Annotated in this window: 12 protein-coding genes; 6 read left to right on the top strand and 6 right to left on the bottom strand. The window is 74.5% G+C overall.

Going from position 1 to position 12,983, the window contains the following annotated elements:
* Positions 1-10 precede the first annotated feature (10 nt).
* Positions 11-2,725, bottom strand: a complete 2,715-nt coding sequence (locus QRT03_RS09485) for a LuxR C-terminal-related transcriptional regulator (RefSeq protein ID WP_286052440.1) — start codon at positions 2,723-2,725, stop codon at positions 11-13.
* Between the two features lie 257 nt (positions 2,726-2,982).
* On the opposite strand from QRT03_RS09485, the gene QRT03_RS09480 reads away from it, so the two are divergent.
* Both QRT03_RS09480 and QRT03_RS09475 read left to right on the top strand, forming a co-directional pair.
* Complete coding sequence (locus QRT03_RS09480) at positions 2,983-3,975, top strand: CPBP family intramembrane glutamic endopeptidase (protein WP_286052439.1); 993 nt, start codon at positions 2,983-2,985, stop codon at positions 3,973-3,975.
* Between the two features lie 32 nt (positions 3,976-4,007).
* Complete coding sequence (locus tag QRT03_RS09475) at positions 4,008-5,594, top strand: alpha/beta hydrolase (RefSeq protein ID WP_286052438.1); 1,587 nt, start codon at positions 4,008-4,010, stop codon at positions 5,592-5,594.
* Between the two features lie 114 nt (positions 5,595-5,708).
* On the opposite strand, the gene QRT03_RS09470 is transcribed toward QRT03_RS09475, so the two are convergent.
* Positions 5,709-6,542, bottom strand: coding sequence for a helix-turn-helix transcriptional regulator (locus tag QRT03_RS09470; protein ID WP_286052437.1), 834 nt, complete (start codon positions 6,540-6,542; stop codon positions 5,709-5,711).
* Between the two features lie 157 nt (positions 6,543-6,699).
* On the opposite strand from QRT03_RS09470, the gene QRT03_RS09465 reads away from it, so the two are divergent.
* Complete coding sequence (locus tag QRT03_RS09465) at positions 6,700-7,641, top strand: SDR family oxidoreductase (RefSeq protein WP_286052436.1); 942 nt, start codon at positions 6,700-6,702, stop codon at positions 7,639-7,641.
* A gap of 108 nt (positions 7,642-7,749) precedes the next feature.
* Positions 7,750-8,787, top strand: a complete 1,038-nt coding sequence (locus QRT03_RS09460; RefSeq protein WP_286052435.1) for an SDR family oxidoreductase — start codon at positions 7,750-7,752, stop codon at positions 8,785-8,787.
* A 79-nt stretch (positions 8,788-8,866) separates the two neighbouring features.
* Here the strand turns inward: QRT03_RS09460 and QRT03_RS09455 are convergent, their stop codons facing one another.
* From QRT03_RS09455 to QRT03_RS09445, 3 genes are read right to left on the bottom strand one after another with little or no spacing between them, the layout of a single operon-like run.
* The gene (locus QRT03_RS09455; protein ID WP_286052434.1) at positions 8,867-9,256 is read right to left on the bottom strand and encodes a hypothetical protein; all 390 of its coding nucleotides are present in this window, start codon (positions 9,254-9,256) and stop codon (positions 8,867-8,869) included.
* Positions 9,253-9,492, bottom strand: a complete 240-nt coding sequence (locus QRT03_RS09450) for a hypothetical protein (RefSeq protein ID WP_286052433.1) — start codon at positions 9,490-9,492, stop codon at positions 9,253-9,255. The genes QRT03_RS09455 and QRT03_RS09450 overlap by 4 nt, the downstream gene beginning before the upstream one ends.
* A gap of 18 nt (positions 9,493-9,510) precedes the next feature.
* Positions 9,511-10,338, bottom strand: a complete 828-nt coding sequence (locus QRT03_RS09445; RefSeq protein ID WP_286052432.1) for an alpha/beta fold hydrolase — start codon at positions 10,336-10,338, stop codon at positions 9,511-9,513.
* 18 nt (positions 10,339-10,356) lie between these two features.
* On the opposite strand from QRT03_RS09445, the gene QRT03_RS09440 reads away from it, so the two are divergent.
* Positions 10,357-10,881 carry a CGNR zinc finger domain-containing protein gene (locus tag QRT03_RS09440; RefSeq protein ID WP_286052430.1) on the top strand — a complete coding sequence of 175 codons (525 nt, stop codon included), beginning with the start codon at positions 10,357-10,359 and terminating at the stop codon, positions 10,879-10,881.
* Between the two features lie 13 nt (positions 10,882-10,894).
* Here the strand turns inward: QRT03_RS09440 and QRT03_RS09435 are convergent, their stop codons facing one another.
* The gene (locus tag QRT03_RS09435; protein WP_286052429.1) at positions 10,895-11,614 is read right to left on the bottom strand and encodes a GntR family transcriptional regulator; all 720 of its coding nucleotides are present in this window, start codon (positions 11,612-11,614) and stop codon (positions 10,895-10,897) included.
* A 140-nt stretch (positions 11,615-11,754) separates the two neighbouring features.
* On the opposite strand from QRT03_RS09435, the gene QRT03_RS09430 reads away from it, so the two are divergent.
* Positions 11,755-12,972 (top strand): acyl-CoA dehydrogenase family protein, encoded by a 1,218-nt coding sequence (locus QRT03_RS09430; protein WP_286052428.1) that lies wholly within the window; start codon positions 11,755-11,757, stop codon positions 12,970-12,972.
* The last annotated feature ends 11 nt before the right edge of the window (positions 12,973-12,983 follow it).

Here is a 12,983-nt window from a genome sequence, read left to right as displayed (position 1 = left end):
CCTTCGATGCTCACGAGCTCCGCACCTGCCGCTCGAGGTCCGTGGGCGCGGTGATCAACCCGCGGCCCACGGCCGCCGCGACCGCCTCCCGGCGGTTCGCGGCCTCCAGCTTCCGGTAGAGGCCCTTGAGGTGGTGGCGCACGGTGTGCGCCGTGAGGTGCATCTGCCCCGCGATCTGCGGGACGGTGAGCAGTGAGGGCAGGTAGTGCAGGACCTCCCGCTCGCGGGTGGTGAGGTCGCCGTCGTTCCCGACGACGGGTGCGGGCGCCACCGGGCGCGACCGGCGCACCCGGGCCGCCAGCGCGACGGTGGCGCGGGACGCCCCAGGAGCGTGCGGCCCGCGCCGTACGTGGTCGTCGAGCATCGCGGTGAGAGCGGGCTCGGCGAGGAGCAGGGGGCGGAGCACGGAGTGGTCCCCGGCGCGGCGCAGCGCGTCGGCGAGCGTCCGGGCGGCCCCCTCCGACCCGTCGGTCGCCCCCCACAGGACGGCGCGCGCCAGGTCGGTCTCGATCCGGGTGACGGGGTCGAGGTCGCCGGCGGGGCGCACGGCGGCGAGCACGGCGGACGCCTCGTCGACCTCCCCCGTCATGAGGAGGGCGCGGGCGGCGAGACCGGCGAGGCGGTCGTCGAGGGAGAGTTCCGTGGCCCCGGAGTCGGATCTCCGCCCGGAACGCCGCCGGGCCACGGCCGGCCGGGCGAGCACCGCGTCGGGGCGGCCGGACGCGAGCTCGACCTGGGCACCGACGTAGTCCGTCCACGTCGGCAGGATCCCGGTCGAACGCCCGCCGGCGATCCTTCGGTCGACCCCCGCGAGCGCGTCGGTGGCCGCAGCGACGTCCCGCTCGAGCAGGCGGACGCCGACGTCGGCGAGGTCGATCGCGGTCTGCACCAGCCAGTCGACCCCGAGGTGTGAGGACAGCGCCCGCACGGCCTCGACGGACGCCCCCGCCACGACGAGGTCGCCGCGTTCCAGCGCGGCCAGCGCTGCTGTGGCCCAGGCGGCCGCGGTCGTCGGCATGTGGTCCCAGCCCAGGCCCCGCGCCCGCTCCAGCGCGCGCTCGGCCAGCCGGGCGGCCTCGACCGGGTGCCCGCCGACGACGAGGCCCAGGGCACGGAGCCCCGCGGCGTGCAGGCCGAAGGTGGCGGTGCCGGCACCCACGACCGTGCGCGTGGCGAGCCGCCGACTTCCCGTGTCGAACGCGCCGCTCCACATCTCGGCCAGGCCGACGTTGACCTCGGTGACGTCCTCGTAGACCGCCCACCCCGGGACCTCCGTGGCCGGGAGGGCCGCCACCTCCGCCGCCGCCGCGCGGGCCGCGGTGAGCATGCGCTCGGCGTCGCCGCTGAGCTTGGCGAGCGCCGCCTCGACCACCCGCAGGACGACGAGCGCCGAGCCACGCCGCACCGAGCCCGGCGGGGCGCCCGCGTCGGTCGCCAGGGCCGCGTCGGCCGCGGCGATCTGGCGGGCGAGGTCGTCGACGTCGAACCGGCAGTAGGCCAGCGCGGCGAGTGCCGTGGTCAGCGCGACGTCGCCCTGGGCCCGCGCCCTCGGGATGCGGGCCAGGGCATCGAGCAGAGCCGTGCGCTCCTCCCCGACGAATCGCGCGGCGGCGCTGCGCACCGCGACGTCCGCGACCAGCGACCAGTCCTCGGCGGTGATCGCGTGCTCGAGGGCCTCGATGGGGCGGTCCCGGTCCTCGGACCACCCGGCGGCGAGGACGTGCGCCCGCCGGAACGCCGCGGGATCCTGGGCGAGCCGGGTGAGCAGCAGGTCGCGCAGCAGCGGGTGGCAGGCGTACCACGTGGTCCCGGGAGCGGACCCGGTCGGCGCCATCCGGGCGACCAGGGCGTGCCGGTCGGCCAGGCGCTCGAGCCGGTCCCGGGCACGTTCGACCGCCGCCTGCGTCGGCCTCGCCTCCCCCGAGTCGAGGACCGCGGCGAGCTCCGCGGTCAGCGCGGCGACGGGGGCGCACCGCACGAGGAGGTCCCGCTCGTCGTCGAGCCCGTCCAGCAGCTCCGCCGCGAGGAGGTCCGCCAGCGGGCCGTCGTGCCCGAGCCGGGCCAGCCCGCGGTCGCCCTCCTCGGCCCAGCGGACCGCCGCCACGCGGACCGCGGCGGCCCAGCCGTGGGTCCGCTGCATCACCGCATGCAGAGCGGCCCCGTCGAGCGCGACACCCGTGCCCGCGAACAGCTCGTCGATCTCCCCCGCGGTGAACGCCAGGTCGGTGGGCCCGATCTCCGTCAGCCGGCCGGCGAGCAGGAGACGGGGCCGGGCGACGGGCAGCGCTCCCCGGCCCAGGGCGACGACCCGCAGCGCGTCCGTCGTGGCGAGGACCGCGTCCAGGCCGGTCGGCAGCGTCGTCCCGAGCCGGTGCACGTCGTCGAGGACGAGGACGACCGGCGCCGGCAGCTCCGCGAGGCCCTCCACCAGGGCGTCGACGAAGGCGTCGTCCACGACCGGCGCCGGGCGGAGGTCTGCGAGCGCGGAGCCGTCGGGCAGGGCGTCGACGGCACGCAGCGCGTCGAGGACCGCGCCCCAGAACGCGTCCGACGCCCGGTCGGCGCCCTCGAGGGTCAGCCACGCCGAGCGGGCGGGCGCTGCGGGCGACCGGTCGAGCCAGTCCGCGACGAGCATCGTCTTCCCGGCGCCGGGCGGACCGACGACGGTGGTGAGCGAGGACCGCGCCCCCTGCTCGAGGCGGGCCCACAGCGAGGGACGGGACACCAGGGACAGTCCGGCCCCCGGACGATGGGGCCGCCACCGACGCGCCATGTCGTTCGACGTGTCCTCTCTTCCCGGGCGGATCGGACGCTACCCGGTACCGCGCGTCCGGGCACGGGTGTCGTGGTCGCGGTGCGGACACGGCGTGGCACACCGCGTGAACTACTCGCTTCGAGGGATCTCACCCGGCCCACACACCGGCTTCGATCAAGCAGTCCGGCGAGTGCCGGACCTCGCGCTCGCCGCTCCCGGGGGATCCGATGTCCGCTGCCTCGTCCACCCCGGAGGAGCGCCGGTCGCCGGCGCTCGAGCTCCTCCGACGACGTCCGCTCGTCTCCTTCTTCGTCCTCTCCTACGCCGTCACGTGGCTGCTCTGGAGCCCGGTGGTGATCCTCGGTCTCCCGGTGTTCGAGCCGTCCACCGCGGCGCCGAACCCCGCCGTCCTGCCCGCGATCGCCATCGGCGTCACGGGAACCGCGGTGTTCATGATCTGGGTGACCGAGGGCCGCGACGGCCTGCGCCGCTACCGCGAACGTCTGCTGACGTGGCGGGTCGGCATCGGCTGGTGGGCGGTGGCGATCCTCGCCCTGCCGGTCGGCGGCATGATCGTCGCGACCCTGCTCGGCGCGTCCGACACGCTGCTCGCGTTGACGCCCGCGGCCCTCGTCTCGTATCCGTTGGCCTACCTCGCGCACTTCGTCTTCGGGCCGCTGTTCGAGGAGTCGGGCTGGCGCGGGTTCGCGCTGCCGCGGATGCAGTACCGGCTCGGGCCGGCCAGGGGCACGCTGGTGCTCGGGCTCCTGTGGAGCGCCTGGCACTTCTTCCTCTACGCCCCGATGTGGTTCGGGTCCGACCTGGCGGCAGGGCTCCAGTCCCTGATCATCTTCTCGGTCCTGACGACGGCGATGACGTTCCTGTTCACCTGGCTGTCGAACCACACCCGGGCGAGCCTGCTGCTGGTGATCCTGCTGCACGGCTCGGTCGACGGGACCCAGACCTACATGACCCGGCTCGGCGAGCGCGGCGTGATCGACCCCGCGTCCGCCCAGCTCGCGAACGGTCTCGGGCTCCTGATCGCAGCGGTCGTGATCATGATCGTCCTGCTGGTCGCGACCCGCACCCGCCTGGGGTACGGCGCCTACCGCGACACGTGGGAGGAGGCGCGCGACCTCGACCCCGTCACGGCCGCCGCTCCCCGTGGCGGGCGCGCTCCCACCCGACCCGAGCGCTCGGCGCCCGAGCCGTCGGCCTGACCGCCCCGCCCCCGTTCCGGGAGAGGACCCCGATGACGCGAGCGCTGCTCGTGACCGCCGTCGCCACCCTGCTCGCCGCCGTGCTCACCGGCACCGGCTGGGCCGCGCCCCCGCCGGGGCCCCTCGTGCCGCCCCTGGCGTGGGGAAAGTGCGAGAAGGACTCGCCGCCCGCCCAGGCCGGGTTCCAGTGCGCCACGGCGACCGTGCCGTTGGACCACCGCGATCCCCGCGGCCGGACGATCACCCTCGCCGTCACCCGCAAGCCCGCGACCGGACCGAAGATCGGGTCGCTCTTCCTCAACCCGGGCGGGCCGGGCGGGACGGGCACCGGTCAGATCAGCGCGTGGATCCGCCTGCTGCCCGCGGGCCTGCAGGACCGGTTCGACGTCGTCTCCTGGGACCCCCGCGGCGTCGGCGAGAGCACGCCGGTGCAGTGCTTCGACAGTCAGGAGGCGGAGGGCCGGTTCCTCGGCGACAGCGCGGACTATCCGACGACGCCGGGGCAGGCCGCGGCCTACGTCGACACCTGGCGCCGGTTCGGGCAGGCGTGCGCAGCCCGGGACCGTGCCCTCCTCGAGCACGCGAACACCGCCGACACCGCCCGCGACCTCGACCTGCTCCGGCAGGCCGTCGGCGACGCGAAGCTGAACTACATCGGGCTGTCGTACGGCACCTTCCTCGGCGCGACCTACGCGAACCTCTTCCCCGACAAGGTCCGCGCCATGGTGCTCGACGGGAACCTCGCCCCGTCGGCCTGGACCGACCGGAACCTGCCGGTGACCACCCGCAGCATCTCGATGCGCATCGGCTCCGACACGGCCGCGAGCTCGGTGCTCGGCGACCTGCTCCGGCTGTGCGGACAGGTCGACGCGTCCCGCTGCGCGTTCTCGGCGGGCTCGCCCCAAGCCACGGTCGACCGGTGGAACCAGCTGCTGGCGCGGTTGGCGAACGGACCCATCTGGTACGCGCCCCGGAGCGAACTCATCACCGGCCCCGGCCTCGTCTCGCGCATCTCCAACGGCCTCGACATCGCGTTCCCGTTCACCAGCCCGGTGACGAACGGCGGGTCCGCGGGCTGGGCCGGGGTCGCCGCCGGGATGAAGGCCATCTGGGACGCGCGGGACGTGCCGCTGCCGCCGGACACCCCCGACGGCCCGCTGCCCCCGCCGAGCTCCTACGACGGCCCCGAGCAGGGCTACGCGGTGTCGTGCGGCGACGCGGCCGTGCCGCCGGTCGGGCTGTTCGGGGCGCTGGCGCGGAACTCGGAGGCCCGCAACGGACCGATCGGTGCGAACGCGGTGTGGGGCGACGAACCGTGCTCGACGTGGCCGGTGCGGGCGGCCGACCCGTACCGGGGGCCGTTCAACCGCAACCAGGCACCGATCCTCGTCCTCGGGCCCACCCGCGACCCGTCGACGCCGTTCCAGAACTCCGTCCTCATGTCGACCGAGCTCCGCAACGCCCGGCTGCTCACGGTGGTCGGCTACGGCCACACCGCCTTCCTCAACCCCAGCCGGTGCGCCGCCGACGCCCAACGCGCCTACTTCGTGGACGGGACGCTGCCCCGGCCGGGCACGGTCTGCCGTCAGGACGCCACACCCTTCGGCGCGTCACCGTGATCCCGATTCCCTACATCGGGACCCGGCCGCGGCGGCGCCGATGATCAGCGGGTACGGAATGCTGCCGCGAGGCCGCGCGGGGAGCCCTGGAGGCCCGATCGACGCCGGCGACGGTCACCCCGCCCGGCCGAGCACCGACAGGAGCTGCAGCTTCTCGTGGCTCTCCGACCCGGGGACCGCGGTGTAGACCAGCAGCAGGTGCGACTGGTCGGGGTCGAGCAGGGTCTGGCAGTTCAGCTCCAGGGCGCCGACCTCGGGGTGCACGAGGCGCTTGAGGTCGAGCGGCCGCACGTTGACGTCGTGCGTCTCCCAGAGCGCCCGGAACTCGGCGCTCAACGGGAGGAGCAGGTCGGCCAGGTGGGCCGCCCGGGAGTCCGGCCCGCGGAGCGTGACGATGCCGCGCAGCCCCGCGGTGTAGCGGCGGGACAGCAGGTCGTGGTCCTCGGGCGGGTAGAGCGCCCGGGCGGCAGGATCGGTGAACCAGCGGTAGCCCAGGCTGCGCTCCGGTCCGGTGAACCGGGTCGTGTCGCCGGTCAGCGCCACGCCCATCGGGGTCTGCCGCAGCGTCTCCCCCAGCTCGGTCACGATCTCGGCCGGGGTGTCGTCGAGCCGGTCGAGGATGCGCAGCAGGCCGGGGCCGACGTGTGAGCTCGCCGCGCCACGGGTCGGCGGGTGGTGCCCGGCGAGGCGGAACAGATGGTCGCGCTCGTCGAGCGAGAGGTGCAGGCCCTGCGCGATCGAGGCGATCATCTGCGCCGAGGGCTGCGGGCCGCGCTCCCGCTCGATCCGCGCGTAGTAGTCGGTCGACATGTGGCACAGCGCCGCGACCTCCTCGCGCCGTAACCCGCTCGTCCGACGACGTTGCCCCCGCGGGAGTCCGACGTCGTCGGGCTGCAACGCCTCCCGACGACGCCGCAGGAACGTCGCCAGCCCGGCGCGATCGATCACGGGTCCGTCCTCTCCTCGGATGCTGCCCCGTTCCTACCGGCGATGTCCGGTTCCGGACCACGGATCGTCGATCCCCCTCTCCGCGCCGGGGCGGCCCGCTCAGCCACGGATCGGCGGGCCGTGGTTGTCCGCGCGGCCACGGGCCACCGTCGACGGCATGTCCCGCACCCCCGACATCACCGTTCCCGACCTCACCGGCCGCCGCGCCGTCGTCACCGGCGCCAGCGACGGCGTCGGCCTGGGCCTGGCCGCACGGCTCGCCGCGGCCGGTGCCGAGGTCGTCCTGCCCGTCCGGAACCCGCGCAAGGGGCAGGCCGCCGTCGCGACCATCCGCGAGCGCACCCCGGACGCCGAGGTCTCGTTGCGCGAGCTCGACCTGTCCTCGCTCGCCTCCGTCGCCGCGCTCGGCGCCGCCCTGCGGGCCGAGGGCCGTCCGATCCACGTCCTGGTCAACAACGCCGGCGTCATGACGCCACCCGACCGGCAGACCACCGCCGACGGCTTCGAGCTGCAGTTCGGCACCAACCACCTGGGCCACGTCGCGCTGGTCGCCCACCTCCTGCCGCTGCTGCGCGCCGGCCGGGCGCGGGTGACCTCGCAGCTCAGCATCGCGGCGCGCTCGGGGTCGATCCACTGGGACGACCTCCAGTGGGAGCGCTCCTACGACGGCGGGGCCGCCTACGCCCAGTCGAAGATCGCCTTCGGTCTCTTCGCGCTCGAGCTGGGCCGCCGCAGCCAGGTGAACGGCTGGGGGATCACCAGCACCCTCTCGCACCCCGGCGTCGTCCCGACGAACCTGCTCGCCGCGCGTCCGGAGGTCGGTCGCGAGCGGGACACCCCGCAGATCGCGGTCATCCGGACCCTGTCGCGGTGGGGTCTGCTCGGCACGATCGACACCGCCCTGCTCCCCGCCCTGTACGCCGCGACCTCCCCCGAGGTCCACGACGGCGGGTTCTACGGCCCGGACGGGCTCGGTGGCCTGCGCGGTGCCCCGGCCGAGCAGCGCCCCTACCGCCCGTTGCGCAGTGCCGAGGAGGCCGCGCGCGTCTGGACCGTCTCCCAGGAGCTGATCGGGGTACCTCTCGCCCTGCGGGCCTGAGTCCCGAGACTGGGTCCGACGGACCTATGGCTGATCCGGCCTCTGGGCTCGTCCCGACGGCGAGCGGACGATCGCTCTCGTCCCCGCCCGTCGACCTCCGGAGCCTCCATGACCACCCCGCAACAGCGTGTCCTCGTGACCGGCGGGTCCGGCTTCATCGCCGGCCACTGCATCCTGCAGCTCCTCGAGCAGGGCCACCTCGTCCGGACGACGGTGCGTTCCCTCGCCCGGCAGGACACGGTCCGGGCCGTGCTCGCCGAGGCCGGCCTGGTACACGGCGAGAACCTGACCTTCGTCGCCGCCGACCTCACCGACGACGCCGGGTGGGCGGAAGCGGTCGCGGGCTGCGACGTCGTGCTGCACGTCGCCTCGCCGGTCGCGCCGGGCCACGTCGGGAACGAGGACGACGTCATCCGGCCCGCCCGCGAGGGCACGCTGCGCGTCCTGCGTGCAGCACGCGACGGCGGGGTGCGGCGGGTCGTGCTCACGTCCGCCTTCCACGCGGTCGGCTTCGGCCACCCGCGCACCGACCACACGTTCACCGAGGGCGACTGGTCGGTGCTCGACGGCCCGGGGATGGACGCCTACGGGCGGAGCAAGACCCTCGCCGAGCAGGCCGCGTGGGAGTTCGTCGAGGGCGAGGACCTGGAGCTCACGACGATGCTGCCGGTCGCCGTCATGGGCCCGGTGCTGGGTCGCGACATCTCCGGGTCCAACCAGCTCGTCCAGCGCATGCTCGCCGGGACGCTGCCGGGCTACCCGGACATCGCCATCCCGGTGGTGGACGTCCGCGACGTGGCGAGCGCACACCTCAGCGCCATGACCACGCCGGAGGCGGCCGGTCGACGGTTCCTCCTCTCGACGGGCGACGCGATCCCGATGCGCCGGATCGGCGCGACCCTGCGGGAGCACCTCGGCGACGACGCCGCGCGCGTGCCGACCCGGACGATCCCGAACCTCGTCGTCCGGGCGGGCGCGCTGTTCTCGACGGAGCTCCGCACCGCGGCGGCCGAGCTGGGTCACGTCAAGAAGGTCTCGAACGAGCGGGCCCGGCAGCTGCTGGGCTGGCAACCACGTGACCCGGAGGAGGCGATCGTCACCGCGGGGCGCAGCCTGGTGGCCAAGTCCCTCGTGGCGACGACGTGATCCACGGGGCGCGACGTCGGACCTCCGACGGTGCTCGAAAAGCGATTCCGCCGGAAGCGGTTCGTGAGCAGGTGAGCGGCTAGGGAAGCGGTTCGATCTCGGGCGGAACGCCCAGCGCCGCGTAGGGCTCGGCTTCTGCCGTGACCAGCGGCCAGCCGCGCTGCTGCGCGCAGACGGCCGCGTGTGCGATGTCGATCCGCGCATCGCGACCGTCCAGGAGGATCCCGGTCTCGCGGGCGCGTGCGGCGTCGAGATCGTCCACCACGGTGACCGGCAGACCGAAGAGAACCTCGAGGACCGGCCGGGCGCTCTCGTCGAGCCGGGCCCACGCCAGGCCGGCCGCGGTCGCGGGGACGAGCAGGACGATGTCCTCCTCCACCGCGGTCCAGACCAGGGCGCCCGCGTAGACCGAGTCCTGCCGGGCGAAGGCCAGCAGCGCGGACAGGTCGAGGACCCTGCCGCCGATCACGCGGTCGGGAGCAGCGGCAGCCCGAGCCGGGCGCGAACCTCGTTCAGCGCTGCGACGGAGGGTCGTCCCCCGAGCACCTCGTGGAGCTGCGAGAGCGCCTGCGCCTTCGCCTGGCGCGCCGTCAGTGCCTGGGCGACGTACGCCGACACGCTGTCGGCCTCCCCGGCCGCCACCGCGTGCCGTGCCATGGCCAGCACCTCGGACGGCAGGCTCACCGTCACCCGCTCTGCGCTCATACCGCGAGGGTAGCTTCCTCATACCTCCGGATCGAGGAGGTCCAGCACCGCGGCGACGACGGCCTCGGGGCGGTCCTCCTGCACGAGGTGTCCCGCGTCCTCGACGACCCGCAGCTCGGCCCTCGGCATACGTGCCGCCAGCTCGTACGCCCGGTCGACCGGGATCCAGCCGTCCTGCGCGCCCCAGAGGATCCGCGGCGCCACCCGCATCTCGTCGTACCGGTCCTGGATCTCGTCGGTGTACCGGTCGGACATCTGCGCGATCTGCCGGTAGAACGCGGGCTTCCCCTCCTCCCCGGTCCACGGCGCGACGTACGCGTCCATCTCGGCCGGCGACAGCGTGCGGTGCACCGCTCCGGCCACGTACGCGCGGAGCACCGCTTGGTGGACGTAGTCGGGCAGCTCGGAGTAGGCGGTCGCATGCCGGCGCGCGGCCTGCACCAGCGCGGAGCCGTGCGGGCTCAGCGCGACCGGGTCGATCAGCGTCAGCGTCCGGTAGTCCCGGCCGCCGAGCAGGTGGGCGCGCAGCGCGGTCGCACCACCGAAGTCGTGCGCGACGACGTCCGGGCGGTCGACGCCCCAGTGGTCGAGCAGGGCGGCGAACAGCTTCGGCTGGACGCCGAGCGAGACGTCCTGCCCCTCGTGCTTCGCCGAGCGTCCGTATCCGACCAGGTCGAAGGCGTACACCCGCCGGTGCCGCGCGAGGTGCGGCGCGATCCGGCGCCACACCACCGACGAGAACGGCGTCCCGTGCACCAGCACGAGCGGGTCGCCCGCGCCGATCGCGCCCCACGCCACGGCATCGCCGCGGAAGTCGAAGGCCTCGGTGAGCCTAACCGTTTCCATGCGAAGTAAGGTTAGTTCATGGACGACTTCGTGGCGGGTCACCCGGCGCTCGACTTCGTCAACACCGCCGGCGGCCCGACCCGCGAGCGCGACCTCGACCGTCTCCGGACCTGGGACGACCTGCTCGCCTGGTGCCGCACCGCGGGCCTGGTCGCCGAGGACGTCCCCGTCCCGGACGACCCGGACGCCGTCCTCGCGGACCTGCGTGCTCTCCGCGAGGACCTCCACGCCTTCCTGACGTCGGGTGGGGCCGGGTCCGCGGTCCGCGCGGCGGTCGTGGAGGCCTACCGCCAGGCGAGACCGGACCCGGTCGAGGGCTGGACGGTCACGGTCGAGGAGCACGGGGCGGACCTGCCCGCGCTCCGGATCGAGCTCGCCGTCGGGACCCTGCTGGCCGGGCCGGACCTCCCGCGGGTCGGCCGCTGCGACCGGTGCTCGTGGGTGTTCCTCGACCCGTCGCCGACCCGTCGTCGCCGCTGGTGCTCGATGGCGACGTGCGGCAATCGAGCCAAGCAGGAGCGCCTCCGTCGACAGGGACGGTGACGCGAGCGTCCCCTCAGGCGCTGGCGTCGTGCTCGGCCGTCACGCCCTCGATCCCGTCCATCCGCGCCAGCATCGTCGCGAGGTTGTCCTCCAGGTGCTCGCGTACGGCCGCGCGCACGCGCTCCGGGTCCCGGGAGCGGGCGGCGTCGACCAGCTCGTCGTGCGCGTGGGCACGGCGGCGCGCGAACGACTCCGGCGCATCGACGGGGTCGAAGACCAGGCGGGTGTAGCGCTCGGAAGCGTCCCAGAGCGGCGCCAGCATCCGACGGTCCCAGAGGCTGGCGGCCGGCTCGATGAGGGCGGCGTGGAAGTCCCGGTGGGGCTGCCAGAACGCCTCCCCGAGCACGTGGTCGAACGTGGCGCGCACCATGTCGTCGAGGTCGGCGATCTCGGCGTCGCTGCGGTCGGGCGCCGACAGCGCGGCCAGCTCCGGCTCCACGGTAATCCGCAATCGGTAGATCGCCCGCAGGTCGTCCGGGTCCAGCGGGGTGACCAGGGCGCTGCGCGACGGGCTGAGCACGATCAGCCCCTGCGCCTCCAGCTGCCGCAGGGCCTCGCGGACCGGGACGTGACTGACCCCGAGCTGCTCGGTCAGGGCGGGCACCGTGAAGGGCCGCCCCGGTGGCAGCTCCCCGCTCAGGATGGAGCGGCGGATCTCGTGCAGCACGAGGTCGACGGCCGACGCCTTGCGCGACGCCACCGACCGCACCCCTCGGCCTGCTCCTGCGGTCACGACCCGCCCCCGTCCTCGACTGTCCCCACGGCGGAGGACCCTAGCGCCCGTTGACATCTTATAACTTAGCGCCCTAGCGTCCTGGATGGCTCAGGTCACACCGCAGCGACCACCGGAGGTGCACGATGCACTCGACCTCGATGTCCGCCTGTTCCCTCGATCGGCCCGGGACCTCGGACGAGGCGCGGGCGTTGCGCGCCGACCTGGTGGGACGGGCCCGGGAGATCGTCCCGATCCTCGCCCGCAACGCCGCCCGCACCGAGGAGGACCGCCGGGTCGCGGACGAGAACATCGCGGCGATCGATGAGGCGGGCCTGTTCTCGATCATGCGACCGAGACGGCTCGGCGGGCTCGAGACCGACATGCGCACCAAGCTCGAGGTGTCCCGCGAGCTCGCGCGGGGCTGCGGGTCGACGGCCTGGGTCACGACGTTGATGAACGTCTGTTCCTTCTTCGCGGGCCTCTTCCCGGACCAGGCGCAGCGGGACGTCTGGGAGGGCACACCCGGCCATCGGATCGCGGGGGTGCTCGCACCGACGGCGGAGGCGACCCGGGTCGACGGCGGGTACCGCGTCACCGGCTCCTGGGGATGGGCCTCGGGCTGCCTGCACGCGCAGTGGGCGGTGGTCGGGTTCCCCGTCCCGGACGACGACGGCGCCGTCGTCGACCAGGGCCTGGCGCTGGTGCCGATGGCCGACCTGACGATCGAGGACACCTGGTTCGTCGCCGGCATGCGCGGGACCGGGTCGAACACCCTGGTCGCGCGCGACGTGCTGGTGCCCGAGCACCGCGTCATCTCGATCCCGGCCGCGATCGGCGGGCGCTACGCCACGGAGCACACCGACGAGACGCTCTACCGGTCGGCGTTCATCCCGGTCGCCGCGATCGTGCTCGCCGGCCCGCAGCTCGGGCTGGCCCAGGCCGCGCTGGACCTCGTCCTGGAGAAGGCCCCCAAGCGGGGCATCTCCTACACGTTCTATGACACGCAGACCGAGGCCCCGACGGTGCAGCTCGCGGTGGCGAAGGCGGCCTCGTTGATCGACGCGGCGCACCTGTTCGCCTACCGCGCGGCCGCCGACATCGACCAGGCCGCCGCGGACGGCGTCTACCCCGACCACGCCGCCCGCGCCCGCGTCCGCATGGACACCGGCGCCGCCATCGAGAACGCCCGCGAGGCCATCCGCGTGCTGGTCTCGGCGCACGGCGCGGGCTCGTTCGCCGAGGTCAGCCCGATGCAGCGGCTGTGGCGCGACTCCGAGGTCGCGTCCCGGCACGCGGTCGTCAGCCCGGCCATCTCCGCCGAGGTCTACGGCCGGGCGCTGCTCGGCCTCACCGACGGCGTCACCGCCCTCGTCTAGGAAGGACACAC

Source organism: Actinomycetospora termitidis, assembly GCF_030286555.1.
GTDB classification, from domain to species: domain Bacteria; phylum Actinomycetota; class Actinomycetes; order Mycobacteriales; family Pseudonocardiaceae; genus Actinomycetospora; species Actinomycetospora termitidis.
This window is presented reverse-complemented; position numbering and strand designations above follow the sequence as displayed.